The following is a 26,254-nucleotide window of genomic DNA, read 5'->3' as shown; positions in this document are numbered from 1 at the left end:
GACACATGCTGCGCTGGGGAATTCTTGGAACGAGCTTCATTTCCGACACCATGGCCGAGGCCATCACCGCAAGCGACGGTTCGCGCATCGAGGCGGTGGCGGGCCGCGATGGGTTGCGTCTTTCCGACTTTGCCGCCCGGCACGGTATTGCCAAGCACTATTCCGGCTACGACGCCCTGCTCGACGACCCTGCCATCGATGTCGTCTATGTCGGCCTGCCCAACAACTTGCACCATGAGGCGGTGATCCGCGCTGCGGCAAAGGGCAAGGCCGTGTTGTCGGAGAAGTCGCTGACCACAACGATGGCCGAAGCAGACGCTCTGGCACAGGCGGTGCGCGACAGAGGCATCTTCTTTCTCGAAGGCCTGATGTATCTCTGCCATCCGTTGATGGCCAAGGCCGGCGAAATCCTGCGCTCCGGTCGGCTCGGTGCGATCCGGTCGGTTTCGGGGCTATACGCCGCCGACATCTGGAAATTCGTCAACCCGATGGGCAAAGGCACGATCTTCAATCTCGGCTGCTACCCGGCTTCGCTGCTGCATTACGTGATCCAGACGGCCTGCGGGCCGGATGCCTTTTCAACCCGGGTGACCAGCGCTTTCGGCAACGTCTCGCCGCATGACGGCAACATCTGCGATGCAAGCCTTTCGGTCCGTTTCGACAACGGCGTTCTCGCCACGCTGCAATCGACCGACAGCTTCGGCATGTCTTTTGCGTTCTCCATCCACGGGGAGCGCGGCAGCCTGCGGTTTCTCACCAACCCCTGGCTGCCGGTGGCGGGCGAAAACCGGATGGAGCTTTGCGAATATGGTCATCCGGCAGAAGAGATCGTCGTGCTTTCCGATCACGACGCCTTCGGCCATCAGGTGAAGCTGGTCGAGAGCTGCCTGAGGGCGGGCGTGAAGGAAGCGCCGCGCCCGGCGCCACGCCTGTCCGATTCGCTAGAGATCATGTCGCTGCTGTCGGCTTGGGATGAGCAGGCACGAATGTCAGACGGCAGAAACAACCCGCAACGCTCCTTCTGATCAGGTCGGAGCTGCCATTTTCAGCAACCCAGGCCAGGCACCAGGCGACGCCACCAAAAATGAATGCGGGCCCACCTTGCGGACCGTTTCAAACGTCATGGTTTGTGCGTAACAATTGCGAACCGCGCGAGGGGCGCGCGGGTTTCTTGGGGGACTTATGAAGAGAATGTTGCTCACCGCGGCGCTGTTTCTCGGCGCGGCCGCGGCCGGGAACGCCCAGACCGTCAACGCCGGCAAGTACACCGTCGAAGGCACGAACCTGGACGGATCCAGCTATTCCGGAACCGCGGAAATCACGCTTGCCAGCGAAACCACCTGCGTCATCGAATGGGACACGGCCGGCGTGAAATCCACAGGCGTCTGCATGCTGAACGGCGATGCCTTTGCCGCGGCCTATGTGCTCGGTGACGCCCTTGGCCTAATCGTCTACAAGGTCAACGGCGACGGCTCGCTGGACGGCACCTGGACGATCACCGGTAAGGATGGAAGCGGGACTGAAACGCTGACTGAAGCGAAGTAGCCTTCACGGCGGGATGGCCGTGTGTCGAACGAGCGATGACAGCATCATCGACACTCAAGCAAACGCGTGCGGCGGGCAAATCCCCGCCACACGCGTTTTGGCGAGACGCTCAGGAGAGTTCCACCTTCGCGGTCTTCTCCCTGTACGCCTCCTTCGGGTCGCTGCCCAAAAGCAGCTTGATGCCCGCAAACAGGCTGGTCTCGTTGAGCCAGATTTCGGCTTCGCTCGGCTCGAAACGCAAAAGCGCGAGTTCGGGATCGTCCTTGCCACCCTCATACCAGGCGGCGACAAACTGGTTCCACAGCCGGTCGATCACGGCGCGGTCGTTGTCGAGGCGAAGCGTGCCGTGAGCGGTTGCAAACAGCTCGTGATCCTTCGACGCGAAGGCGAACATGGCGGGCGTGTCCGTGTGCACATTCTGTGCGACGGCTGCACTGCGAACGGTGAAGAACCAGATCGGACCGTGCTCGCCCTCGACCTGTGCGGTCATCGGACGCGTGTGCCCATGCTCCGTTTCAGGCAGACCAAGCATCACGGTCATGTCCGATTTCAACGTTTTCCAGAATTTTCTTTTGAGCTCTTCGGGGCTTGCCAATGTCCTATCTCCTTGACGGTTCGGCGCGCCGGCACGGCTCATCTTAGGGGATGACCTCCGGGGCAGACGTGAACGGCGTGAAACAAAAAACAGGGGCCGACCGATCGGCCGGCCACCTGGCGTTCCCATGCTGGCGTGCAGCTAGCGGTTGGCGTAGCGTGCCCGCTGTTCTTCGACCTGCGTGGGGCTATAGGGATCGAGGCTCTCGTCGAACCTGCTCCAGCCTTCCGCGCGGTAAGCCGAACGGCGGTCTTCGAGATCGACCCAGTTGGAGCGCTTGAGGATGGCCTCTGCCTGCGCAACGTCATCGTCTGCGACACGCGCCGTCACCAAGGTGCCGCCACGGCGAACGCCCTCGGCGTAGACGTGGGCGTCTTCTTCCGGCACGCCGGAATCGGTCAACGCACCGATGATGCCGCCGACCGCGCCTCCGGCAACGGCACCGGCGGCAGCGCCTGCAGCCGTCGCCGCCAGCCAGCCGGCCGCCACGACCGGACCGACGCCTGGAATCGCCAGCAGACCAAGGCCGGTCAGAAGACCGCCTGCGCCGCCGACGGCAGCGCCGAGCCCGGCGCCAGTTCCGGCGCCCGTTGCAGCGCCTTCGGCATCATCAACCTTGTATCGACCCTCGGCATTGCTTGCGACCATGCTGACGTCATCATCGGGGATGCCGAATGCCTTCAGTTCGCGCACGGCCTGCGAGGCCTGGTCATAGGTGTCGAACAGTCCTGAAACAGTTTTCATATCGATTTGTCCTTGAATGGGTTTGCTGATCTTCCGGCCAACATCAGTTGGCGACGATGTTGCCCTGGTAGTCGAGTGCGACGTTCACGGGCTTTCCGTCCTTGGTGGCAGCCGCCTGCCAGATGCCCTTGTCGTCGAGCTTCAATCCGCTGACGGCAGTGTAGCCGCCTTCCTGCAGCCGGGCGCGCGCCTGCTCTTCGGTGAAGCTGTTGGCGCCGGCCACCGGTGCAGTAGGATTTGTGGTATCGGGCGTCGCTACAGCGGGGGTTTCGGCCTCGGGTGAAGGCGTCGGCGTCTGGGCGTATGCACCGAGCGCACCTGCCATCAGAAAGGCCGTCGCGGCGATCATTCTTTTCATCGTTGTCTCCTTGGTCGGTCATTGATCGATGCTGGGACAACGCGGGTGATTGGCGATGGTTCCTGCTTCACCGCAGAAGAAAATGAAAATTATCCAATCAACTGAATATGTTACCTGCGCCCAAAAGGACATCGACCGGGCGCGACGAAGCCCGCCGGTTTCACGACAGCGCCCAGCCAAACGCTTGTCGCGCCCGAAGGTTCAGGCAGGACTTGCTACCGTTCGCACTGAGAGCAAGGCCGACGAGGCGCCGGAAGGCATCAACATTCTGCACTTCGCCGATCACGTTCCTTCACCCCATCCAGAAACTGCCGTTGTTGAATTTCGACAACGCCCTAGTTCCCGTTCGAGTTTTGATCGGATCAGCATCGGCGACCTGAATGGCGAGCAATCAGAAAAGTGACTGGATCAGGAAAGCGGATGCCGACCAGACGCGGGCGAGCTTTCCCGAGCTGTTCTTCGACCTCGTTTTCGTCTTCGCGCTCATTCAGCTCGCCCACAAGCTCGCGTCCGATTTCAGCGCCACGGCCATCATCGAGGCTATTCTTTTGATCCTTGCCGTCTGGTGGGTCTGGATCCACACGACCTGGGTGACCAACCTGCTGGATACCGAGAAGGAGCCTGTCCGTCTGCTGCTGTTCGGGCTGATGTTTGCGGGCGTCCTGCTGGCGATCGCCCTGCCCGAAGCATTTGGCGATCAAGGTCTGGTGTTTGCGGCAATCTACAGCGGAATGCAGATCTGTCGGTCGGTTTTCACCCTCTATGCCTTTCGCCATTCCGATCGGCGATCGTTCCTGACCTTTCTGCGCATTACCCTTTGGATGCTACTATCGAGTGCCTTCTGGCTCGCCGGCGGGCTGATGGCGCTCGAAGGGCGCCTGGTCCTGTGGACGCTCGCCCTGCTCGTCGAATACGCCTCGCCGGCCCTCCGGTACTACGTGCCGTTTCTCGGCAGATCGCCCGACGAAACGCTGGACGTGTCCGGCGCTCACATGGCGGAGCGCTGCGCGCTGTTCGTCATCATCTGCCTCGGTGAGACCATTCTGACCACCGGCCGCAACGCGACGGAGCACATGACGGATGACATGACCTTTGCTGTGTTTTGCAGCGCATTCCTCAGCACCGGATTCATGTGGTGGATCTATTTCCACCACGGCCAGGAAAAGGCCGCGTCCAAGGCAGAGGCGACATCGAGGCCGGAAACCGTCGCACTCAATCTCTTCACCTATGGTCACCTGCCGGTTGTCGCCGGGATCATCCTGACTGCGGTCGGGGAGGATTTCAGCCTGTCGCATGCCGAGGAACCCAGCTCACTGAAACACGCGCTTGCCATGCTTGGCGGCCCGGCTCTCTTCCTCGGGGGAAACATCTGGATCAAGGCCGTCGCCACGCGCCAGTTCCCGGTCTCGCATATCGCCGGGCTCGTGCTCCTGGCGGTCGCGGTCCTCATCGTGCCAGTTGCCCCCAACTACGTCGTTCAGGCCGTGGCGACGGCGGTTCTGTTCATCGTCGCCCTGTGGGAGTACCTGGCGCTGCGCCGTGTATCGGCACAGCCTGAGGACGTCGGGGCGGAACTTAATCCGCATCTGCGCATTCCCGAATGCGCAGACCTGGCCCGAATGCGCTGACCTGGAGGAACACTTGCACACATTGACCCGCAAACGGGATCTTCGGAAGGCCGAGCCTCTGTGGGCCGATAGGCCGCACCACGCGGTACGCGCGCGGAAACGGGTCTCTGCTCACGATGTCGACGTGCTGATCGTCGGCGCCGGGATCAGCGGCGCGCTGATGGCCAACGCCCTCATCGGGCACAAGCTACGTGTGCTGATGGTCGACCGTCGAAAGCCGATCAGCGGCAGCAGCATGGCCAGCACAGCCATGATCCAGCACGAAATCGACGTGCCGCTGCACCAATTGAACCGGGTGCTTGGCGCGGACAACGCCGCGCGCATCTGGCAACGCTCGGCAAAAGCCGTCGAACACCTCGCATCGCTGGTCGACGCCCTGCGGATCTCCTGCCAGTTCGAGCGAAAGAACACGCTTTTCCTCTCAGGCTCCAGCTATGGCGCCCGTGCACTTCAGGCGGAAGTGGAAGCGCGGGCGGAGGCAAAACTCGAAGCGACGCTTCTGTCCAAGGCGGATCTGCGCGCGAGATTCGACATCGATCGCACGGCGGCTATCGAGACGAGAATCTCCGCATCGGCCAACCCGGCCCAATTGACATCCGGCTTCCTCCGCCACGCTCAGGCCAACGACATCCCCATCGTCGAAAACGTGGAGATCACCGATATCCGGGAGATCGAGGGCCGAAATGCGGTCGCGACATCCGATGGCCAGATCATCACCGCGACCCACGTGGTCTTCTGCACCGGCTACGAGTTTCTGGAGGCCGTGGCACACAAGGACCATGCCATCGTCTCGACCTGGGCACTGGCGACCAAGCCCCGTCATCATCGGCCGGAATGGCTCGACGATTATCTCGTCTGGGAAGGTGCCGACCCGTATCTGTACTTTCGCTCAACGCGAGACGGCCGCATCATCGTCGGCGGCGAAGACGAGAAAAGCGCAGACGCGTTCCGGGATCCGGCAAAGCTGAAAGCGAAGTCCGAGATCCTGCGGCGGAAGCTTTCCGACCTCCTCGGGATGAAGATCGGCGAGCCGGACTATCGATGGGCCGCCGCCTTCGGGGTCACCGCGCAGGGCCTGCCGATGATCGGGCGTGTTCCGGGCATGCGGAATGCCTTCGCAGCCATGGGCTATGGCGGCAACGGCATCACCTTCAGCCAGATCGCCGCCGAAATCATCTCGTCGAGCATCCTGGGGCACGCCGACCCGGACGCTTCACTGTTTCCGTTCGTCTAACGGCAGGCCGGTAGGTAGGCGCGTTTACGAGACCGTCATTCGTGATAGCTTCTGACAAATCCGAGAGGGAATAGACTTGGGCAAGGCAATCGATCAGATCCGCGATCTCGGTGCGCCCTCGATGCAGGGCGTGCGCCCGGCCATGCCGACATCGCTGACCCTCGTCGGCGCCGCTGCCATCCTCTATCTGGCCCGCGACGTCTTTCTGCCGATCGCGGTCGCGCTGCTGTTGACCTTCGCGCTTGCCCCCGTCGTCGCGGCCCTGCGCCGCATCGGTCTACCCCGCGCATTTGCGGTGATCTCCACCGCGTTGATTACCTTTACCTTGATCGGCATTTTCAGCCTCGTGGTCGCCCTGCAGGTTGCCGAACTGGCGAAAAACCTTCCCGCCTATCAATCCAACATCGTCACCAAGGTGAAGGAGCTGAAGGAGGCCGGGGCCGAAAACGGCATCGTCGATCGCATTGGCAATGTCATCGAACGCATCAACCGCGAGATAGATCGGCCGATGGCGGAGGCGCCCACCGGGGTTGAAAGCCCGAAGAGAGACCCGCTGCTGGTCGAGATCTATTCGCGCGACAATCCGATCCAGGTCCTGACCAACATCATCGCGCCGCTCGTTGGACCAGTGGCGATGGCCGGCTTGGTCGTGGTCGTCGTCATCTTCATGCTGCTGGAGCGGGAGGATCTCAGGGACCGGTTCATACGGCTCGCCGGCTTCGGCGACCTGCATCGAACCACCGAGGGCCTGCAGGATGCCGGCACGCGCGTCGGCCACTACCTGCTGATGCAGTTGATCGTCAACACCGCCTATGGCCTGCCCGTTGCCATCGGCCTCTGGTTCATCGGCATACCCAATGCGGTACTGTGGGGGTTGCTGGCGATCGTCCTGCGCTTCGTTCCCTATATCGGGCCTATCATTGCGATGGTGCTGCCGTTGTTCCTGTCGGTCGCAGTCGACAGCGGCTGGTCGATGCTTTTGTGGACAGCCGGGCTGTTCATCGCGATGGAGTTGGTGATCAACAATGTGATCGAGCCGATGCTCTACGGCTCCAAGACCGGGCTGTCGCCGCTGGCGATCATCGTGTCAGCGATCTTCTGGGCTTGGATCTGGGGCCCTGTCGGCCTGATCCTGTCGACGCCGCTGACGGTCTGCCTTGTCGTGCTCGGCAAGCATGTACCGCAGTTCGAGTTTCTGCAGGTGCTTTTCGGCAGCGACCCGGTACTGGCGCCGCACGCACGCCTCTACCAGCGGCTTTTGGCCGGCGATCCCGATGAAGCGACCGATCAGGCCGAAGAGATCCTCGAAGACGAGTATCTCGTCGATTACTACCGCGCAGTGGCAATCCCCGCTTTGGCGCTGGCGGAACAGGACCGCGCCCGCGGCGTCATGAGCGACGAGCAGCGGCTGCGCGTGGCGGCAAGCGGCCTGTCGCTGGTGTCCAACCTCGAGGACGTCGCGATCGAGGAGAGTGAGGACGACGAGCTCGAAAACGACGATGAGAAGAGCGAAGCTGCAAGCCAGCCCATTCCGGACGGCGAAGGCATGACCATCCTTTGCGTCGGCGGCAGAGGCGAGATCGACGACGTCTCGGCCGCCATGCTCGCCCAGGTGCTTCGCGCTGAAGGGGCGTCGGCGACGGCGCTGAATTTTCACGAGATCGAAGCGGCCAATATCCGCAAACTCAAGATCGATGCCGTCGATGCGATCATCGTCTGCTTTCTCAATCAGGATTCGATCAAGCACGCCCGCTTCGTCGTGCGCCGGCTGAAGCGCGTCAACACCCGGGCAAGGGTGGGTATCGTCATCTGGGATACCTCAGCCGACGACGCAGCGGGCCAGCGCAAGCCCGATACCAGCCAGGAGCAAGTTCCGGGTGCCGACTTCGTTGCATCGGACATGACTTCGGCTGCAATCGAGGCATTGACGAAACGACCATCGCTTCCGCTTGCCCCACCAAGCAGGACCAAGGCACGCCGCCGCCTGGTGCCGCAGCCCGCACAATGATGCCTGCAACGCCACTGGAGCGGACCTGGCTGTTTGGGATCGTGATCGGTCCTGCGCGGCAGAACAGGATCGCGCATTGCGACACGGCGTCGTTTCAATAAAAGATGGTACCAAGACGAGCGTAGCCGCCAAGGAAATCAGCTCGGCCAAACACGTGACGCGGCCACCCTTTGGCCAACCGTCGATTTCGCCTCGCAGCCGATGGACCGACAAAACAAAAGCGCCCGCTCGTTGCCGAGCAGGCGCGTCATGAATTGGTCAGTGGTCTCAGGCGCGATTAGCGGCCGTAGGCAGTCCGTGCGATGCTCTGGATGTCCGAGCGCTCGATGCCGAGGTCGCGCAGTTCACGCGAGGACATGCGGCCCAGTTCGGAGACCGTCTGCCGGTACTTGAGCCAGTTGTTGAAAGAGCGTGCTACGTTCATGATGATCCCCTTTCCTTGGGCTTTCCAAGCTCAGCTGCCAGTCCTTGGCGCTTCGTTCGCTTCGATGAGAGGAATATAGGCGATCACCCCCGCGAGCAGTAGCGCCAAGACCTCAGCCCACCCCTGCAAGCCGTGCATGGATCGTTGTTCCCAAGGGGACTGCAGCATCCATAGGGTCAGGATCGCGCCGCGTCGGTCTCGCGCACGCTGGCGCTGTCTATCGCCCGTTTCAGACTTCGCTCGTTGTAAGGCTTGACCAACAGAACGGCGGACGGATCCGCGCCCGGTGGCATCGACGTTTCGCCCGTGGCAAAGACAATTCCAATGCCGGGACGGATCTCGCGTACCGCCACGGCCAGATCGCCGCCCTGCATATCCGGCAGGCCGATATCGGTCAGCAGGATGTCGATGCTTGTCGCTTCTGCCGCCGAAATCGCCTGCGCCGCAGTCCCCGCTTCGATCACGTCGTGGCCGAGGTCGCGCAGCACCTCCGCCGTATTCATGCGAATGAGAAAATCGTCCTCGACGAGAAGAAGCTTCAGCGGCAAGCGTTCCTCCGCAGGCGCAGGCGCATTCGTGGCCGCGTCGCGCTCGCGCTGTATCGCCTGCCGACTGTTGGCCAGAAGATGCCGAATGCGACGGTCCAGCGCTTCGCGGGTATAGGGCTTCGACAAAAGCTCGACGCCATGGTCGAGCTTTCCGCCGTGCACGATCGAATTCTCGGTATAGCCTGAGGTAAACAGCACCACGAGATTTGGAAGGCGCGCCTTGGCGAGCTTTGCCATTTCCGGGCTCTTCAATGTTCCCGGCATCACCACGTCTGTGAAGAGCACATCGATGGCGATACCGCTTTCCACCACCGACAATCCGCTCTGCGCGTCGCGCGCCGTCAGCACGCGGTAGCCAAGATCGCTGAGCGTCTCGACCACGGTGTCGCGGACATCGTCGTCGTCCTCCACCACGAGCACGGTTTCCGTTCCGCCAACGGCAGGGCCAGCGGCATGGACGACCGTTTCGCGCGCTTCCTCGGCAATCTCTCTCGGCAGGTACAGCTTGACCGTCGTTCCATGGCCGACTTCGCTATAAATCTTCACATGGCCGTTGGACTGCTTGGCAAAGCCATAAACCATGGAAAGGCCGAGGCCCGTCCCCTTGCCTTCGGGCTTGGTGGAGAAAAACGGTTCGAAGACCTGTTCGAGGATGCCGGGCGGCATCCCGGATCCGGTATCGGACACGGCGAGAATAACGTATTGGCCGGCGCTCACATCGGGATGCGTTGCCGCGTAGTGATCGTCGAGGAAAGCGTTGCCGACTTCGATGGTCAGCTTGCCGGCACCGTCCATGGCGTCGCGCGCATTGATCGCCAGGTTGAGGAGCGCGTTTTCCACCTGGGTTGGATCCGCGAGTGTGTTCCAGAGCCCACCGGCAACGATCACTTCTATATCGACGCCCTCGCCGATCGAACGGCGCAGCAGATCGTCCATGCCTTTGACGAAGCGGCCGACATTGATGACCTTGGGTTCCAGCGCCTGCCGCCGGCCGAAGGCCAGCAACTGGCTCGCGAGTTTCGCGCCGCGAGCGACACCCGCCAGGGCATTGTCGACCCGGCTCGCCGCCCGCTCGTTGCCTGAGACGTCCCTCGAAAGAAGCTGGAGATTTCCGGCAACAACCTGCAGCAGGTTGTTGAAGTCGTGCGCCACCCCGCCGGTCAGCTTGCCGATGGTCTCCATCTTCTGCGACTGCTGCAGCGCCTTTTGCGACAGGAGCAGCTGCTCACTGCGCTCGGCGATCCGCTCTTCGAGCGTCGCGTTCAGATCCGCCAGAGCCGCCTCGTTCTTCTTTGCGTGATCGATGTCGGTGTTGGTGCCGACCCAACGGCGCATCTCGCCGCACTCGCCCCGGACCGGAACGGCCCTGACCAGGTGCCAGCGATAACGGCCGTCAGCCCTGCGAATGCGAAACTCCGTCTGGTAGACCTCATTTCCTGCCACTGCCGCCGACCAGGCTGCCGCCGCCGTCTCCAAATCGTCCGGATGCACGATCGACGCCCACCCGTTGCCCGCAAGCTCCCCGGCGCTCTTGCCGCTGAACGCGAGCACGCGATCGTTGAACCAGTCTAGCTGACCATCCGGTCTTGCCGTCCAGACGTGGTTGAGCATCGATTGCGACAGTGTTCTGAACTCCGCCTCGCTTGCCTTCAACGCCACTTCTGTGCGTCGGCGGTCGGTAACGTCGCTGAAGAGAACGGCGACATGTTCCGATCCCAAACCATCGATCGGAAAGGCCTGGACTTGATACCACCGGCCAAGCGCCTCGGCGGAGTTCTCGAAGCTGACCGGCTCACCGGTTCGGGCCACTTTGCCGTAAATATCGAACCAGTATTGTTCATGGTCGGCGGCGACATCGCGGCGCACGCGTTTGCCGATGGCCGAAGTGATGCCCGTGTGCTTTTCGAACGCGGAATTGACCTCAAGAAATTCGTAGTCGACCGGCACCCCATCCGCATCCCAGATCATCTTGATGACGCAAAAGCCGTCAGGCAGCATTTCGAACAGCGATCGATAACGCTGGCGGTTCGCGTGGGCATCGCTCTCGGCCAATCTGCGGGCGGTGACATCGAACAGGACACCCGGGAAGCGCGCCGGCCGATGACCCTTGGCCTGGACCAGCCGACCCCGCGCCAGGACATGCGACAGCGATCCATCGGACCGAAGGACGCGATATTCACTGTTGAACGCGGGACCGCCAGCAACCGCAGCCTCGATCTCCCGGGTCACCCGTGCCCGATCGTCCGGGTGGATGCCGGCGGCAAAGTGCGCCAGTGGCAGCCCCTCTCTGGCTCTCTCGGGATCAACGCCAAACACCTGTGCGAAGCGCGTGTCAGCGACCACCCGATCAGCGGCAATGTCCCAGTCCCAGGCGCCGATGACATCGGCGTTGGCAAAGGTCAGTTCGAGCTGCTCTTCCAGCAGTTGCCGGCCGTTGCCTCTCAGCGCCCATACGGACCCACCATCCGGAGACAGCACTTTTTCGGCGTCGAGATCCTGGGGGCCGGTCGAACCGATGAAAAAACCAAGTTCATCGAAAATCGTCGACAGAGGTTGCCCGACCACGTCGTCGCGAGACCAACCGAGCAGGCGTTGAGCCCCTTCGCTCCAACCGGAAATCACATTGTCGGAACTGACGAAAACAAGCGGCGGCGTGAGCGTGGTGTCCATGGTTCATTTCGTAGCGCCGCGACGGGGTCTGCAGGCAGTTGAGAGTGCAATGAGGCGTGAAAGCGTTGGTTGGCCCGAAGGGCCCTGCGGGCAAGAAGCTACGTTAAATGTCCGATTTCGGTCGAAGTTCAAGTCCGCCGAGAGATATTTCGAAACAAGCCGATCAGCGATCGTCGGCATGACCAGCCGCGTAAGCAGCGCGGACGAAAAGCGACATTTTTCAGATGGGTAGCGGAACACTTCGGACGGAAGGCCGTTATCGACCTGTCACGGCAGATCAACTGCCGGTATCATGCAGGAGTATCATATGAAGTTGTTTCCCATCGTTGCCGCGACCGTTTTCTCCCTGTCTGCGTCCGCAGCCCTGGCACAGGAAGCCGCCGCAACGGGCGCCGACGCAACGTTGGCCGGCCCGGGCCTGACCATGGGCAAGGCTGCGACGATGCCGCTGAAATACGTCAACATCCAGGACAGCGACCTGGTCGTGTCCAAGCTCATCGGCGTCGATCTCTACAACAAGAATGACGAGAACATCGGCGAGATTTCCGACGTCGTCATCGGCGGCGGCAAGTCGGTTATCGGCGTCGTCGCCAGCGTCGGCGGCTTTCTTGGCGTCGGGGAGAGCTACGTCGTTCTCGACCCCGCGTCGATTGCCCTTGCCGAAGAGGACGGTGCCTGGAAGGCCTATGTCGACACCACCAAGGACGATCTGACGAAAGCGCCGAAACTCGACTACTCCAAACTGAAGAAGTAGGCAGGCGAAGCCAGCCCCATCGCTGGCTGAGCGTCCACCTGCACCGGGCTTCAAGCCCGGTGCAGGTGGACGTGCCGTTGCGATGACGATCGTCAGGCGGTGTCTCTGCGGTCCGTTCGCCATATCCTGTCGATGACGTCAAACGCCAGCGCGACGTTGGGATCGGTGCGCCGGGGCCGAAGACAGACAAAGCCGAGCGTGGTTTCGAGCTTGACCCGGTTGGCGATGACAAGCCCGTTTGCCTGTTGCTCGCTGAGCGCAATCGACTCCCGGCAGAGGCTGAGCCCGAGCCCGGTGCGGACCATGGCCAACATCGACGTTTCCTGATCGACCAGAGCGACCACGTTCTGCCTGAGGTTCAGGCCGCCGAGTTTCCGCGCAAGCAGCCGATGGTGGACCGACGCCGGCGGCGTTCCGATCCAGGGCAGGCCTGCAAGCTCGCTCCACTCCTTGTCCGCGACGATGCCGGCAAAGGCCGGAGGTGCGACGACGCGATAGGTCAGCCGCGACAGCGGCTTGACGAAGAACTGCGCATCGGTCTCGCCAGCCAACGCATCTGTACTCGTCCCGAAATCATCGAGGTCGCCGAGAAAAAACCCGACATCGAGTTCGTTGCGCTTCAAACCGGTCGCGACTTCACCGCTCATGCCCTGGCGCAGCGTCGTTTCGATGCCCGGACCACTTTCGACCAGTGCCTGGAGGAAAGCGCCGAGCCGGGTGAATTCCGGGTCGATGATCGTGCCGATCCTGAGCGTGCCGCGAAGCTGCGCCGTCAGATGCATGGCCGTCTGCCGAAACTCGGTCACCGACGCCAGCACCTGTTCGCCCTTGGCCGCCAGCAGCGCGCCATCGCGGGTCAGTTCAAGCCCGCTGGCTGTTCGGTGAAACAGCGTGAGCCCGAGTTCCTGCGACAAGCGCTTCACTTGCAGGCTGACGGCAGGCTGAGTCAGATGCAGCAATTCGGACGCCCGAGTGACGTTGCCTTCCCGCGCCACGGTGACGAAGGCCCTTAGCAATCGCAGATCCAGATGATCAGCCATATAAATTTCCTTTATAATACCGAGCTCTATTTATCATTGGATTTCGTGATCGGGTAGCCGTTTACTGATCTTTGGGAGGATCGCAATGCTGCGATCGCTGATGAACGTTATAAAAGTGGGATGATCTTGGTCCGCTGCACAGTGCAAGCTGCGGCTCGTTCATCCCCTTTCGCCGGATTGGGAAATGCTTGCGATGAAGCCCTACGCCTCGACTGCTGACGCCGCCGTTTTCGACTATGTGATCGTCGGAGCCGGCTCGGCCGGTTGCCTGCTTGCCAACCGCCTCAGCCGCGACCCCGGCAAGCGGGTGCTGCTGATCGAGGCAGGCCGGCGCGACAACTATCCCTGGATCCATATTCCCGTCGGCTATCTCTATTGCATCGGCAATCCGCGAACCGACTGGCTCTACAAGACCGAACCGGAAGCGGGATTGAACGGTCGCTCGCTGCGCTATCCGCGCGGCAAGACCCTTGGCGGCTGTTCTTCGATCAACGGCATGATCTACATGCGCGGGCAATCGCGCGACTATGAAAGCTGGGCAGCCCAGACCAACGACCGCGAATGGTCCTGGGAGAATTCTCTGGGCGATTTCAAGGCCCATGAGGATCACTACCGGCTCGACGATGGCGCCGATCCGGCAACCGGCGACAACAGCCGCTTTTCCGACATGCATGGCCGCGGCGGCGAGTGGCGCATCGAAAAGCAGCGACTGAAGTGGGATATCCTCGAATCCTTCGCGGGAGCCGCCGTCGAGGCGGGCATTCCGCGATCGACGGACTTCAACAGCGGCGACAACGAGGGCGTCGGTTACTTCGAGGTCAACCAGAAGGCGGGCTGGCGCTTGAACACCTCCAAGGCGTTCCTGCGGCCGGTGCGCCACCGGCGCAATCTGGTCGTCTGGACCGAGGCCGAAGTGGAAAAGCTGATGATCGAAACGTCAGCGGATGGGGCCAAGCGCTGTACGGGCGTCTCGCTTTACCGTGGCAACGAGAAGGTGACCGTTCGGGCGACCGACGAGGTCATTCTCTCGGCAGGCGCCATCGGCTCGCCGCAGATCCTGCAGCTCTCCGGCATCGGACCGGCCCAGTTGTCGCAGGCCATGGGCATCTCCGTTGAACAGAACGTGCCGGGGGTCGGCGAGAACCTGCAGGACCACCTGCAGATCCGCGCGGTCTTCAAGGTCAAGAATGCCAAGACGCTGAACACGCTGGCGAGCAATCTCGTTGGCAAGGCGCGGATCGGGCTCGAATATGTGCTGAAGCGCAGCGGACCGATGAGCATGTCGCCGTCTCAGCTCGGCGCTTTCACCCGCTCCGACCCGGATCGTGCCCATGCCAACCTGGAGTATCATGTGCAGCCGCTTAGCCTCGATGCCTTTGGCGAGCCGCTGCACAGTTTTCCAGCCTTTACCGCCAGCGTCTGCAACCTCAATCCGACGAGCCGGGGTCATGTGCGAATCCGCTCGCGCCACCGTGGCGATCCGCCGGCCATTGCCCCGAATTATCTCAGCACCGACGAAGACCGCCGGATCGCTGCCGACAGCATCCGGCAGATCCGGTCGATCGTCAGCCAGCCCGCACTTTCACGATACCAGCCGGTCGAATGGAAGCCGGGGATAGAATTCCAGAGCGATGGCGAACTGGCGAAACTGGCCGGCGATATCGCCAACACCATCTTTCATCCCGTCGGCACCGCCAGAATGGGCGGCAAGGACGACGGCATGGCTGTCGTCGACAGCCGGCTTCGGGTTCGCGGCATCGAGGGACTGCGCGTGGTCGATGCCAGCGTGATGCCGACCATCACCAGCGGCAACACCAGCGCGCCGACCATGATGATCGCGGAGAAGGCCGCACGCTGGATTATCGCAGACGCTCAAAACCGGGCCTAGACGGGCCATCCTGACGGCGGCCTCACGAAGCTTATGACGGATGCGCCTCGCCCGGCAGGACGAGGCGCACCGGCAATTGCTATTGGAACATGCCCTTTGGCGTCTCGCCCTTGAAGAATGGCACGACCAGAGCTTCCAGCAGCTCCGGCTGATTGATGACGGCCGTGTGCGAAGTTGCAGGCAGGATGGCGAGGCGCGACGCCGGCAACGGCTTGCCCATGTCGCCCATGCCACCACCGCCGAGCAGCCGGAACATCGCGACCGTATGTTCCAGGGTTGCGACATCGGCATCGCCGGCAATGATCAGGACGGGCGTCTTCATCGCCTTGACGTCCTTTTCCCAGGCCATCGGCTCCTTCTCGAGCGCGATCAGCTTGGCGACGAGCGCAGGGAAGCCGTCGGGATTGGCAGCAAGCTTGCGATAGTCCTCAGCGAAAGGCATGCCGACGAACATGTCGACGTTCATCTGCGGGATGAAGGCCTTGAATTCCGGCTGCCAGCCCTCGGCGTCGTAGCCGACGGAAGCTGCCGCCAGCTTGTTGACCTTTTCGGGATGGCGGATGGCGAGCTGCAGCCCGGCAGCCGCCCCCATCGAGTAGCCGAAGACATCGGCCTTCTTGACGCCGACGGCGTCCATGAATGCCGCCACGTCGTCGGCGAGATTTGGATAGGTGATCGGCCGGTCGATGTCGGTCGTGCGGCCATGCCCCTGGAACTCGATCGCGTAGACCTTGTTGGTCTCGGCAAGCTTGGGAATGATCGCGCCCATCGATGGAATGTTCATATAGGCGCCGTGCAGGACGATCAGCGGCTCGCCTTCGCCGGACACCTCATAATACATCTTCATGCCGTTGACTTCGACCCGCTCACCGACCGGTTGGCTGTCGGCAAGTGCCGGCCCGGCAATGATGAGGGCTGCGGCGATAAGGGCAAAACGAAACATATCTCTTTCCTCGCGGTTTCACGCGTCTTCACCAACGCTGACAATAGGACGAGCGGGACCCGCGCGAGCCGACACGGTCCCTGCGATTTTTTTCGCAACCGCGCGCTCTAGCCCCGTGCAACACCCGGTTTTGGGCCACCTGCGAAACACGTTCGCCTCCGCCGCGTGCAGCCAAAAGCATCCAAAGTCACAAAACTGTCACAAACAAGAGGCCGGATCGCCCCGTTCGATTCATGTTTGCCACGACAATGCGAGGACGAGACGCCATGAGTGCCAAGGCACAGACGCATTCGCCCCCGGCACCGACCGGCAGGTGGCATCGATCGGAGGCCGGCACGATCATCGCCGTCCTCCTTGTTTCCGTCGTCATTCTCGCATCGCTCGTTGTCGCCGACAGGGTCTTCGGCATCGATTACTACGATCTCGTTCGCGACCCGAACGCGATCGCCCGCAACCCCGGCTATTTCGGCATCGTCTCCAACATCGGGGTCATCCTGTGGATCGTCGGCGCGGCCGCGGCACTCCAGGCCTTTGCGGCAACGTTTGACGCGGGGACCACGGCTCTTCGGCGGACGTTGCTCGCCGGAGGGCTGTTTTCAACCCTGATGGGTATCGACGATTTCCTCATGCTGCACGAGGCGGTGGCGACCATGGGCATCCCGGAAGAAGTCGTTCTCGTGCCGCATATGATCCTGCTCGGTGCGCTCTGCTATTGCGCCTACACCGTTCGGGCGGCAACGCCGCGATTGCTGCTTGTCGCTTCGGTGCTGTCGATGGGCCTGTCCTTCGCCGCCGATATGGCCCCGATCCATGTCGGCGGAGCAACCTTCGTCGAAGAGGCCTTCAAGCTCATCGGCATCCTGTTCCTGACCTCCTATCTCGTCGCCATCAGCCACCAGGCGCTGCGACATGGCGGGGCGTCGAGACGACCCGCCATCAGATAGAAGCCGGCATCGGCTGATGCTGCGGTCACTTCGTCGCGCCCGTCAGCGCCTGCTCCAGGAAGACATACTTCATCGCAGTCTGCGCTGCCTGTATCCGGCGGTCGCCGCGCCCGCCATGGCCGCCTTCCGTTTCCTCGAAGAACAGCACATTCGCGTGACCGGCGGCCTGCAGGCGCGCCGCCATCTTGCGCGCATGGCCGGGATGCACCCGGTCGTCGGCGGTGGACGTCGTCAGCAGCACGGGCGGATAATCGGCGTCGTCAGCGACGTGCTGATAGGGAGAATAGGTTGCCAGCCACGCCGCCTCCTCGGGCTTCGACGGATCGCCGTATTCGGCCATCCAGGACGCGCCCGGCGGCAATTCCGTATAACGAAGCATGTCGAGCAAAGGCACTTCGATGATGACGGCACCGAAAAGCTCGGGCCGCTGGACCAGGGAAACGCCGGTGAGCAAGCCACCATTCGACCCGCCTTGAATGCCAAGCATCGAAGGGGTCGAGATACCGCGGCGCACCAGATCTTCGGCAACGGCGGCAAAGTCGTCGAACGCGTTCTGCCGCTTGTCCCTGAGTGCCGCCTGGTGCCACCGCGGACCGAACTCGCCACCACCGCGGATGTTGGCCTGGACGTAGGCATAGCCCTTTTCGAGCCACAGCTTGCCGCGCAGGCCGGCATAGGCAGGCAGAAGCGGAACTTCGAAGCCACCATAGCCGTAGAGCAAGGCCGGCACCGGCTCCTGCTGGTCGCGACGCCGAACGACAAAATAGGGAACGAGCGTGCCATCTCTCGAGCGTGCCTCGAACTGCTCCGAGACCAGTGCGGATGCATCAAAACGCGCGGGCTGAGCCTTGACCGTCGTCAGCGTATCGCCGTCGTCGTCGGACCAGATGATCGAGCTCGGCGTCAGGAAGTCGGTGATGGAGAACGAGACGCTGGAGCCGAACTGATTGATGTGGCTGATGTCGACATTGCCGTTTTCGGGCAAGGCAACCGGAGTGAGTGACCACCCGCGCTCGCCCCGCTCCGCAAACACCACCCGACCGCGAACATTGTCCATGAGACTGACGAAGAGCCGGTCGCGTGTGCTCGCGACATGCGCGATCGAAACGCGCGCTGCAGGCGCCAGCACCGTCTCGATGCCACCAATGTCACCGGTCTTCAGCCAGCGCGTGAAATCGAAGGCGTAGAGCCCGTCGGGCAGGCATGTCGTTCCGCCCGGGGCCGACCAGGGGCTGCGCACGCCGAAGACCATTTGACCCTTCAAAAGGGCGATGTCGCCGACATCGTCCGGCAACGGCAGCCGCCGGTTTTCGCCCGAAGCCAGCCTGACAAAATGATGGCCGGAGTAGAAGTCGATCGATCGCGTCAGCAGCAGGTATTGCGCGTCGCCGTCGAACTCGAGTGCCCCGCCGACAGCAAGATCGTCGACCTGCCCCTCGAAGATCGGTACCGCCTCGGCGAGGCTCGTTCCGCGTTTCCACAATTTGACCACGCGAGGATAGCCGGATTGCGTTCTCTCTTCCGCCTCGAATGCGGCTGCGACGATGACCGTATCGATATCGAGCCAGCTGAAACTCGATTTTGAAACTGGGGCTTGAAATCCGCCCTCGACGAAGGTCCCGGTTTCGATGTCGAACTCGCGCATTTCACTGGCATCGCCGCCATCCGGCGACAGGTTCAGGAGGCAACGGCTGAAATCCGGATAGAGACGGCGTGCGCCGCTGAACACCCATCTGACGCCCTCCTTTGCCGAAAGCGCGTCGAAGTCGATGATCGTCTGCCACTCCGGCTTGTCGGTCTTGTAGGAGGCGACTGGGGTGCGACGCCAGAGGCCGAGGACGTTGGCCTTGTCCTGCCAGAAATTGTAGACATGGCCGCGCAGTTCATAGCCGACAGCGATGTTGTCCTCTGCGGTCATCAATTCCAGCGCCGTTTCATACTGCGGCGGATACGAAACATCACCCTGCAACCTCTCCTTCGTCCGCGCGTTCTGACCATGAACCCAGTCGAGCGCCGGTTTGGACGTCCTGTCCTCCAACCAAAGGAACGGATCTTCGCCAATCGTGGGAAGCGGTGCGTGGATGGGTTTGGTCATGAAATCTCCAGAGGCAACATCAGAAGGGCAATCGCGAGGTGCCGCAGCGGTATATGTTGTCTCGTCACCTGGCTTTGCAATGTCAAAGGCCGATTAAAGGCGGACGAATGTTGGGCCGGCATGGCTTGCAAATTGGTCGCCCGGCAGCCTCGGCCACGCCAAGCCCGAACGACCCACCCATTCAGTGATCGGCAAGCTGTTCCAGGCAAACCTCCCGAACGCAGCCGCGCAGCCATCGATGCGCCGGATCGGCATCGAGCCGGGGGTGCCAGAGCATCGAAACCGTAACCTCGGGCACCGGGACCGGTAGTGCAAAACTATACATGCCGGCGCGCAGATTTCCGGTATGCCGCTCTGGCACGCTGGCGATCAGGTCCGATCCTCGCGCCAGCGCCAGCGCCGACGAGAAGCCTCCCACCGTGATGACAATCTGCCGCGCCAAACCGAGCGTTTCCAGGGCGTCGTCGATCGGACCTCGGTCAAGGCCGCGCCGGGAAACGAGCACGTGCCGGCCGCCGGCATAGCTGGCCGTCGTCACCGGGCCCTGGCTCAAGGGATGCTCTTTGCTGACGGCACCGATGAAGCGGTCGCGAAACAGGGCCTGCGTGCGCACTTCAGGGCCGGTCGAAGCCCCGATCACACCGGTTTCCAGATCGACGCTACCGTCGCGCAGCGCAGTGCTCTCCTTGTTCGGCTTTGGCAGGAAGCGCAGGCTGACGCCTGGCGCTTCAGAGGTGATGCGCCGGAGGAGGTCTGGACCGAAGTTCTCCACGAACCCCTCGCTCGTGCGCAATGTGAAGGTCCGAACGAGCCGACTGAGCTCCAGCATGTCCACCGGGCGCAGGACCGCCTCGGCGTCATCGACGAGTTGACCGACGCGTTCGCGCAACTCCAGCGCCCGCGGCGTCGGAACAAGGCCGCGTCCCGCCCGCACCAGAAGCGGGTCTCCCGTCACTTCTCTCAGCCGCGCCAGCGCCCGGCTCATGGCCGAAGGACTGAGCCGCAACCGTTCGGCCGCACGCGCGACGCTGCCCTCCGCGAGCAGGACGTCAAGTTGGACCAACAGATTGAGATCAGGTTTCGACATCCTCCCAGTATAGCGCAGTGTCATCGGGATGTGGCGTCATATGCATGAATAAAGTGCAAACCATGCGCGTTCCGCCATGCCGCGTAAAGACCTAGGCTTCTGACAGCTCCAATTCGGAGAATTGCCAGCAGATGGAGTTAGTCTTGAAAAGAGATGGTTCAGCACCCACCGGGTCAAATTTCGAAGGTGGCGAACGGACGCGGTCCGTCCGGTGGTCGCTCATCGGCCTGTCGCTCTCCATGTTGTTGTCCGCACTCGGCACCAGCATCGCCAATGTCGGCCTGCCGACGCTCGCCCATGTTTTCCAGGCGCCATTCCAGGACGTGCAATGGGTGGTCCTTGCTTATCTGCTCGCGATCACCGCACTGATCGTCGGCGTCGGTCGGCTCGGCGACATTGTCGGGCGGCGCCGGCTGCTGCTCGGTGGCGTCGCGGTCTTCACGCTGGCCTCTGGATTGAGCGGCCTTGCCCCGACGCTTTGGCTGCTGATCGTCGCGCGCGCGGCACAGGGGCTCGGCGCGGCGGTCATGATGGCGCTCACCATGGCCTTCGTTGCAGAAACAGTACCGAAGGCACGCACCGGCAGCGCCATGGGTTTGCTCGGAACGATGTCCGCCATCGGCACTGCACTGGGGCCGCCCCTGGGCGGCGCGCTGATTGCCGGCTTCGGCTGGCGTGCGCTTTTCCTCATCAACGTGCCGCTCGGCATCCTGACATATGGGGTCGCGCGTCGTCATCTGCCTGCCGACCGCAAGGCCACGACACGCGCGGACGCTCGCTTCGATGTCCCCGGTACGCTCGTGCTGGCATCGACGCTTACCGCCTACGCGCTTGCCATGACCATCGGACGCGGCCACTTCGGTCTGCTCAATGGCGTACTTCTATTGGCGGCGGCCCTGGGCGTCGGGGCTTTTGCAATGATCGAGACAAAGGTCACCTCCCCATTGATACGCCCGACGACATTTCGCGATCCGGCCTTGAGCGCGAACCTGATCACCAATGGGCTGGTCTCGACGGTAATGATGACGACTTTGGTTGTCGGTCCCTTTTATCTCACCCGCGCTCTGGGGCTCGATCCGGCCGTGATCGGGCTGGTCATGGCGGTCGGCCCGGTCGTGGCGGCAATCAGCGGCGTTCCGGCGGGCCGCTTCGTCGATCGCTTTGGCGCACGACCGGTGACACTGGCCGGACTGGCGGCAGTCGCGACCGGCGCCGTCGGGTTGTCCACTCTGCCGGCAACGCTCGGCATCCCAGCCTACCTTGCACCCATCGTCATCGTTACCGCCGGCTACGCCTTCTTCCAGGCCGCCAACAACACGGCCGTCATGGCAGACGTGCCACCGGATCGCCGCGGCGTGATTTCAGGCATGCTCAACCTGTCGCGCAACTTGGGGCTCGTCACCGGCGCCTCGGTCATGGGTGCGGTTTTTTCCCTGGCGTCGGCGGCCTCCGACATCGCCACGGCATCACCCGAGGCCGCCGCATCCGCCATGCGCGTCACCTTCGCAGTCGCGGCCGGCCTCATTCTTCTGGCAGTCGCCATTGCAGTTTTGGGTCGCGCTTTCGCCCTCCGCTCTGCGTCGTCAGGCGATGGCTCCGAAATTGAACACGGTGAAGGCAGGCTGGCATCCGCGCCCGTAGCGAGGAAACCGGCCTCTACTCCAGATCCACCGAGGTAAACACCCGGCAGTTGGCAGCCGCCGGCACCGTCGCGCAGACTTCGATCGATGTCAGGAATTCGACGCCCCCCAGTTCGGTGGTCAGCTTCATCTCCAGCATCGCGACAGGCTCGATCTTGCGGATATCGGTCGCGGGCGTGACCTTCATCAGATTGACGACGGCATGGTCGACGCCCATGTCCGTGAGGTACGTTTCCAGCTTGCGCTCGGTCGCCTTGCTCATCTCATAGGTCTTGTAACCGCCGACATTCCTTCGGCCGACGACTTTCTTGCTGGTGACTTTCTTCTTGCCGTTCACGACGCGGTATTTCATCCGATACTGCGTTTCCATCTGAACGTAGGTCGTGGTGATCTGGTGCACGCCCAGGAACGCCCACTCGCCGACCACGCGCCGCGTTCCACCGGCAAACATCAGCGGACAGGCCGAATTGCAATAGGCTTCCCCGGAATAGGCGATGCCGATGTGACGCGCGCCCTTGCCGTCGTTGGCCCTGCAATCCCGCTGCTCCGGCTGGCAGCCGACGAAGCGGGTCTTGCCGACCGCCACGTCAAGCTTTCGCGCCCTGATCATGCGCCCGATCGCCAGCGCAGCATCGACGTCTCCGCCGGGCGACGTCACCACGATCGGCAGGCGACGATTGCCGAGCGATTTGAGCAGCTTCTTGAAGCGAGCCGGGCTTTCGTCAACGATAGTGCCTTCTGCCGATACCCATTCCGGGCAGGTCGGCTCGCACCCCGGCTGGCCGCTGCGCACCACGAAGAACTGCATATCCGCGCCCTCCGGCGGCGATGCGCGACCGGATGTGGCTGAGAGCATGAGCCCAACCGACAGGCAGCCGATGGCCAACGAACGCTGAGATAGATCGCTTGGAAATGCCCTGCCGAACAAAGAAGCACACCTCCTCCCGCCTGTTTCCGCCCCCCGCCTGTTTCCGCTTCGGCGTTCGAAACGGTGCGATCTTCCGGTCGCTTGCATCACCGATGCGTTGCCGGACGAAACAGATTTTTATGCTGCAAATATGAGTATCGAAACGAACAGCGCTTCCGATGCAGCCTCGGAGATTGTGCGTCGGAATGCGAAATGAGAATGCGGGTTGCACCCATTTGGAATGAAATCAAGGATAGCATGGACCGCGAATATAAGGCAACACTCATATAATTAGGAATAGATGAGACCCCGGGCGCGGTCATCGAAGCGGTTGCCTGTAGGCCGAGGACTCTTGCCTACCGAAAAATGCCGAATTCCCCGCCCGACAGTTACCAACAACTGCCCTATCAACCGGGGTCAAGCCCCTGCTGTGAAAGGATAAACGCGCGTACTTCGTTGATCGGGCACTCTGGGGACTAGATACGTCGCCGACGCTTTGACAACATAGGCGCTCAAGGCAGGGTTGGCGATTCGATGACGATATTCTTCAAGGCAGCGATTTCCGATGACGTGGCGTTCGGGATGATCGAGCGGTGTTTCTCCGATCCGGACGACTATGACGGTTATCTCGACATCTTTAGCGATCACACCGAGCAGACCATTTCGTGGAGCAAGGGCAGGTCGGCGGACGAGTTCAAGGACCAGGTAACCGAGGCATTGCGATCGGCCTGGGAGACGGCACGTTTCTTTCAGGTGTACGAGCGGCGGGAAGATAGAGACGATGCCGGCACCAATGAAATTCGCAGGGCCGCAATCGATCTGACGCGTGCCTATGGCGGCGTGGTTGTGATCACGCTCAGCCTGCTTGGGCGGCGTAGCAGCACGAACGATCTCGAACTGGTGTTTCTCTGCTTCCAGGAGGACGCACAGCGCCGGAATTTTCGCGTGCGATACGATGGAAAATTCGTAGCGGCCTAAGCCATCGATCCTTGACCTAGGTTCCGAACGGAGAAGTCAGCCGCTTCAAGACGACGGCGGACCGCTGAGCGCCGCGCGTTCAGAACAACGCTCGAAGAACGCTCTCGCACCTTGATTGGGGAGCATCCTATCCGTCTTCAGTGAACCCACCTGCAGGCGGGATTCTCTAATGGAGCTTTCTTGAGAGCAGCAGTGAGGACGTGATCTCCTCGAGCATGTGGATGTCCTCGTTAAGTGTCGTGCGATGCTTGTGCGACAGGTTGACGAGACAATCCGCCACTTCGTCCGACGTCCAGCCCGCGGCCTCCGCACGCTCGACCAAATCCAGGAAGGCATCTTCAACCGCGCATTCGCAATCCGGCTCGCGATCCGGGTGTCCGTGACTGACCAGCGGTACGGCTATCTTGGTCATGATTGATCCTCCCGGACAAAGAATAGTCCCGCGGCAGGGGCCTGCAAAGCGACTAAAGTCGTACTTTTAAGGCGACTTTGGTATTCGGCGATGCCCATCGCCAGATGCCCCGCCAAACACTGATCGATTGCTAAACAATCTGACAGCCGCCGCGGCCGCAACGCGTCATTCTGCCATCATCGGAAACGACATGAAGGGAGATGACCCGATGTCCGACACAGCTTCATTCCATGACAGTCTGATCCATGTCTCCACCCAACAGATCGCCCCGCGGCAAAGGATTGCGGCTCCGGCCGAACTCGGAGCGCGAGGCTTGCCCCGGCGGCTGTTTTGGCGCTTTTCGCGCTGGATGGAAACCAGGCGGGGACGTCTGGACCTGCTTGCGCTTTCCGATCATCAGCTGAAGGATATTGGCCTGTCGCGCGGGGACGCCTATAACGATTTCCACCAACGCGACGAGTAGGACTGCAATGTCCCAGTTTTCGTGCCAGACGCTTCTCGACACGTCGATCGCCTCGCTTCGGGACGTGGTGTGCGATGGATCGTGCCGTGGGAAAAGCGGCGAGGAATGTGCGCATCGAACAAGCCTCGTCTATCCCTATCGCGGCGTCTTCATGCGGCACGTCGGCAAGGCCGACACGGTGGCTGAATCCAATCAGGTGATCTTCTTCAACCGCGGCGAGGACTACCGCGTCAGCCACCCGGTCGAAGGTGGCGATGCCTGTCTCGATGTGCAGGTGGACGAAGCCGTTCTCAGCGAGCTCGCGCCGAAGGAGCAATTGCGCTCGGGCGCGCTTGCCTTGTTCAAAAGACCGCGCCGGCGCATCGATCCACGGGCGCAGGCGCTGGTCGCCTTGTTGCGCTACAGCCTTCATCGCGGGGTCGCAGAAACGCTCGAAGCCGAGACCATGACGCTTACATTGATCCGGCGCTCGCTCGGCGAGCGGACGTCGCACAGCGCTGCAACCACCTACGGCCGGGAAAAACTCGTCGATCGGGCGAAGCTGGTTCTGTCGAGCGATCTCGCCCGCCGCTGGACCCTGACCGAGGTGGCAACTGAGGTCGGCGTGTCGCCGGTCTATCTCACTCAGATGTTCCAGCAGGTCGAAGCCATGCCGCTCTATCGCTACCAGCTGCGGCTGCGGCTTGCCCGGGCACTGGATCTGCTCGGCTCCTGCCGTGACTTGACGGCCCTCGGCCTCGATATCGGCTTTTCAAGTCACAGCCATTTCAGCGCCTCCTTCAAGCAGGCCTACGGGCGCACGCCCGCCGATTTCCAACGCGCCCTCCATCTTCGCTAACCTTCAGCGCGGTTGCACGCGGCGGCGGCAACGGCCAAGTGGCTGTCGCGGGCGAAGTTTAACTGGACAAAAATAATCATAAAAAAATCCGGGATCGGTGAAAAAAAATCCGGAGCCGGTCGTCTTAGTTTGAAAGCGCATGCTGAAGCAGCGCGCCGAAAGCAGAGACGGGTGGAAGATGAGCGCACCGGAATGCCCTAACGGACGCCTGCCTTTGGAAGCGGAACGCGGCCGCACTGGTCCATTTCTGCGTGGAGCGCTGGCGACAGACGCGTTTGCGTTCACGACCTTGCAAGCAGTGGCCAGCAACCACTCCAGCGGACGTCGCCAATGGCGCCCGTCCGGATCGCGCTCATGTGGCGCTTGGCTAGCAGCCGGCCGCATCCTGCGCCAAGCCCATCCGCCTCCACGGGCGGCTGACAGACCGTGCGTGACGCACACCGCGCCGACCTAAGCCAAATCACCACGAAAATTCAATGCGTTGCGCCTCCCACGCGACGCGATTGCGCGA

24 protein-coding genes are annotated in these 26,254 nt (G+C 62.1%); 13 read left to right on the top strand and 11 right to left on the bottom strand.

The annotated features are described in order from the left end of the window. Positions 1–5 precede the first annotated feature (5 nt). Together LPJGGPFB_RS19120 and LPJGGPFB_RS19115 are read left to right on the top strand one after the other, a co-directional pair. Complete coding sequence (locus LPJGGPFB_RS19120; RefSeq protein ID WP_173421518.1) at positions 6–1,025, top strand: Gfo/Idh/MocA family protein; 1,020 nt, start codon at positions 6–8, stop codon at positions 1,023–1,025. A gap of 157 nt (positions 1,026–1,182) precedes the next feature. Further along, a complete protein-coding gene (locus LPJGGPFB_RS19115) occupies positions 1,183–1,545 on the top strand; it encodes a hypothetical protein (protein ID WP_173421517.1) in 363 nt (120 codons plus the stop codon). 109 nt (positions 1,546–1,654) lie between these two features. Here LPJGGPFB_RS19115 and LPJGGPFB_RS19110 read toward each other — a convergent pair whose 3' ends face one another. The 3 genes from LPJGGPFB_RS19110 to LPJGGPFB_RS19100 form a co-directional block, all read right to left on the bottom strand. Further along, positions 1,655–2,182: a pyridoxamine 5'-phosphate oxidase family protein gene (locus tag LPJGGPFB_RS19110; RefSeq protein WP_282438136.1), complete on the bottom strand. Its 528-nt coding sequence runs from the start codon at positions 2,180–2,182 to the stop codon at positions 1,655–1,657. Between the two features lie 99 nt (positions 2,183–2,281). Further along, complete coding sequence (locus tag LPJGGPFB_RS19105; RefSeq protein WP_173421515.1) at positions 2,282–2,884, bottom strand: hypothetical protein; 603 nt, start codon at positions 2,882–2,884, stop codon at positions 2,282–2,284. A 43-nt stretch (positions 2,885–2,927) separates the two neighbouring features. Next, a complete protein-coding gene (locus tag LPJGGPFB_RS19100) occupies positions 2,928–3,242 on the bottom strand; it encodes a PepSY domain-containing protein (RefSeq protein ID WP_173421514.1) in 315 nt (104 codons plus the stop codon). A gap of 55 nt (positions 3,243–3,297) precedes the next feature. Between LPJGGPFB_RS19100 and LPJGGPFB_RS19095 the strand changes: the two genes are divergently transcribed. The 4 genes from LPJGGPFB_RS19095 to LPJGGPFB_RS19080 all read left to right on the top strand — a co-directional run bounded on the left by LPJGGPFB_RS19095 (position 3,298) and on the right by LPJGGPFB_RS19080 (position 8,112). Next, positions 3,298–3,645: a hypothetical protein gene (locus LPJGGPFB_RS19095; RefSeq protein ID WP_173421513.1), complete on the top strand. Its 348-nt coding sequence runs from the start codon at positions 3,298–3,300 to the stop codon at positions 3,643–3,645. After that, on the top strand, positions 3,623–4,870 hold the full coding sequence (locus LPJGGPFB_RS19090) for a low temperature requirement protein A (protein WP_173421512.1): 1,248 nt from the start codon (positions 3,623–3,625) through the stop codon (positions 4,868–4,870). The genes LPJGGPFB_RS19095 and LPJGGPFB_RS19090 overlap by 23 nt, the downstream gene beginning before the upstream one ends. A 13-nt stretch (positions 4,871–4,883) precedes the next feature. After that, positions 4,884–6,104 carry an NAD(P)/FAD-dependent oxidoreductase gene (locus LPJGGPFB_RS19085; RefSeq protein WP_173421511.1) on the top strand — a complete coding sequence of 407 codons (1,221 nt, stop codon included), beginning with the start codon at positions 4,884–4,886 and terminating at the stop codon, positions 6,102–6,104. Between the two features lie 76 nt (positions 6,105–6,180). Next, complete coding sequence (locus tag LPJGGPFB_RS19080; protein ID WP_427858277.1) at positions 6,181–8,112, top strand: AI-2E family transporter; 1,932 nt, start codon at positions 6,181–6,183, stop codon at positions 8,110–8,112. Positions 8,113–8,389: 277 nt separating this feature from the next. Here the strand turns inward: LPJGGPFB_RS19080 and LPJGGPFB_RS19075 are convergent, their stop codons facing one another. Beyond that, positions 8,390–8,536, bottom strand: coding sequence for a DUF1127 domain-containing protein (locus tag LPJGGPFB_RS19075; RefSeq protein WP_077502675.1), 147 nt, complete (start codon positions 8,534–8,536; stop codon positions 8,390–8,392). Between the two features lie 176 nt (positions 8,537–8,712). After that, positions 8,713–11,754, bottom strand: a complete 3,042-nt coding sequence (locus tag LPJGGPFB_RS19070; protein WP_173421510.1) for a PAS domain-containing protein — start codon at positions 11,752–11,754, stop codon at positions 8,713–8,715. Positions 11,755–12,061: 307 nt separating this feature from the next. Between LPJGGPFB_RS19070 and LPJGGPFB_RS19065 the strand changes: the two genes are divergently transcribed. Continuing rightward, positions 12,062–12,508 carry a PRC-barrel domain-containing protein gene (locus LPJGGPFB_RS19065; protein ID WP_173421509.1) on the top strand — a complete coding sequence of 149 codons (447 nt, stop codon included), beginning with the start codon at positions 12,062–12,064 and terminating at the stop codon, positions 12,506–12,508. Positions 12,509–12,600: 92 nt separating this feature from the next. On the opposite strand, the gene LPJGGPFB_RS19060 is transcribed toward LPJGGPFB_RS19065, so the two are convergent. Further along, on the bottom strand, positions 12,601–13,548 hold the full coding sequence (locus LPJGGPFB_RS19060) for a LysR family transcriptional regulator (protein ID WP_173421508.1): 948 nt from the start codon (positions 13,546–13,548) through the stop codon (positions 12,601–12,603). 193 nt (positions 13,549–13,741) lie between these two features. On the opposite strand from LPJGGPFB_RS19060, the gene LPJGGPFB_RS19055 reads away from it, so the two are divergent. After that, on the top strand, positions 13,742–15,436 hold the full coding sequence (locus LPJGGPFB_RS19055) for a GMC family oxidoreductase (RefSeq protein WP_173422235.1): 1,695 nt from the start codon (positions 13,742–13,744) through the stop codon (positions 15,434–15,436). A 79-nt stretch (positions 15,437–15,515) separates the two neighbouring features. Here LPJGGPFB_RS19055 and LPJGGPFB_RS19050 read toward each other — a convergent pair whose 3' ends face one another. Next, the gene (locus LPJGGPFB_RS19050) at positions 15,516–16,379 is read right to left on the bottom strand and encodes an alpha/beta fold hydrolase (RefSeq protein ID WP_173421507.1); all 864 of its coding nucleotides are present in this window, start codon (positions 16,377–16,379) and stop codon (positions 15,516–15,518) included. A 266-nt stretch (positions 16,380–16,645) separates the two neighbouring features. On the opposite strand from LPJGGPFB_RS19050, the gene LPJGGPFB_RS19045 reads away from it, so the two are divergent. Continuing rightward, on the top strand, positions 16,646–17,323 hold the full coding sequence (locus tag LPJGGPFB_RS19045) for a hypothetical protein (protein WP_173421506.1): 678 nt from the start codon (positions 16,646–16,648) through the stop codon (positions 17,321–17,323). A 25-nt stretch (positions 17,324–17,348) separates the two neighbouring features. Here LPJGGPFB_RS19045 and LPJGGPFB_RS19040 read toward each other — a convergent pair whose 3' ends face one another. Continuing rightward, positions 17,349–19,418, bottom strand: coding sequence for a prolyl oligopeptidase family serine peptidase (locus tag LPJGGPFB_RS19040; RefSeq protein ID WP_173421505.1), 2,070 nt, complete (start codon positions 19,416–19,418; stop codon positions 17,349–17,351). Positions 19,419–19,599: 181 nt separating this feature from the next. Then, complete coding sequence (locus LPJGGPFB_RS19035; protein WP_173421504.1) at positions 19,600–20,505, bottom strand: LysR family transcriptional regulator; 906 nt, start codon at positions 20,503–20,505, stop codon at positions 19,600–19,602. 143 nt (positions 20,506–20,648) lie between these two features. Here LPJGGPFB_RS19035 and LPJGGPFB_RS19030 point away from each other — a divergent pair, with 143 nt between their 5' ends. Next, positions 20,649–22,184, top strand: a complete 1,536-nt coding sequence (locus LPJGGPFB_RS19030) for an MFS transporter (RefSeq protein WP_234902934.1) — start codon at positions 20,649–20,651, stop codon at positions 22,182–22,184. Here the strand turns inward: LPJGGPFB_RS19030 and LPJGGPFB_RS19025 are convergent. Beyond that, entirely contained in the window at positions 22,162–23,001 is an 840-nt protein-coding gene (locus LPJGGPFB_RS19025; protein WP_173421502.1) for a COG3904 family protein, read from the bottom strand. The two genes, LPJGGPFB_RS19030 and LPJGGPFB_RS19025, sit on opposite strands and share 23 nt — an antisense overlap. Positions 23,002–23,586: 585 nt before the next feature. Here LPJGGPFB_RS19025 and LPJGGPFB_RS19020 point away from each other — a divergent pair. Continuing rightward, positions 23,587–24,030, top strand: a complete 444-nt coding sequence (locus LPJGGPFB_RS19020; protein WP_173421501.1) for a hypothetical protein — start codon at positions 23,587–23,589, stop codon at positions 24,028–24,030. Between the two features lie 166 nt (positions 24,031–24,196). On the opposite strand, the gene LPJGGPFB_RS19015 is transcribed toward LPJGGPFB_RS19020, so the two are convergent. Next, positions 24,197–24,442 carry a hypothetical protein gene (locus LPJGGPFB_RS19015; protein WP_115422369.1) on the bottom strand — a complete coding sequence of 82 codons (246 nt, stop codon included), beginning with the start codon at positions 24,440–24,442 and terminating at the stop codon, positions 24,197–24,199. 208 nt (positions 24,443–24,650) lie between these two features. On the opposite strand from LPJGGPFB_RS19015, the gene LPJGGPFB_RS19010 reads away from it, so the two are divergent. Then, positions 24,651–24,905: a DUF1127 domain-containing protein gene (locus LPJGGPFB_RS19010; protein ID WP_173421500.1), complete on the top strand. Its 255-nt coding sequence runs from the start codon at positions 24,651–24,653 to the stop codon at positions 24,903–24,905. Positions 24,906–24,912: 7 nt separating this feature from the next. Then, a complete protein-coding gene (locus LPJGGPFB_RS19005) occupies positions 24,913–25,743 on the top strand; it encodes a helix-turn-helix transcriptional regulator (RefSeq protein ID WP_173421499.1) in 831 nt (276 codons plus the stop codon). The last annotated feature ends 511 nt before the right edge of the window (positions 25,744–26,254 follow it).

The organism is Ensifer adhaerens, assembly GCF_013283195.1.
GTDB classification, from domain to species: domain Bacteria; phylum Pseudomonadota; class Alphaproteobacteria; order Rhizobiales; family Rhizobiaceae; genus Ensifer; species Ensifer adhaerens_G.
Note: the sequence above shows the minus strand (reverse complement) of the source record. Positions and strands in the feature narration are given on the sequence as shown.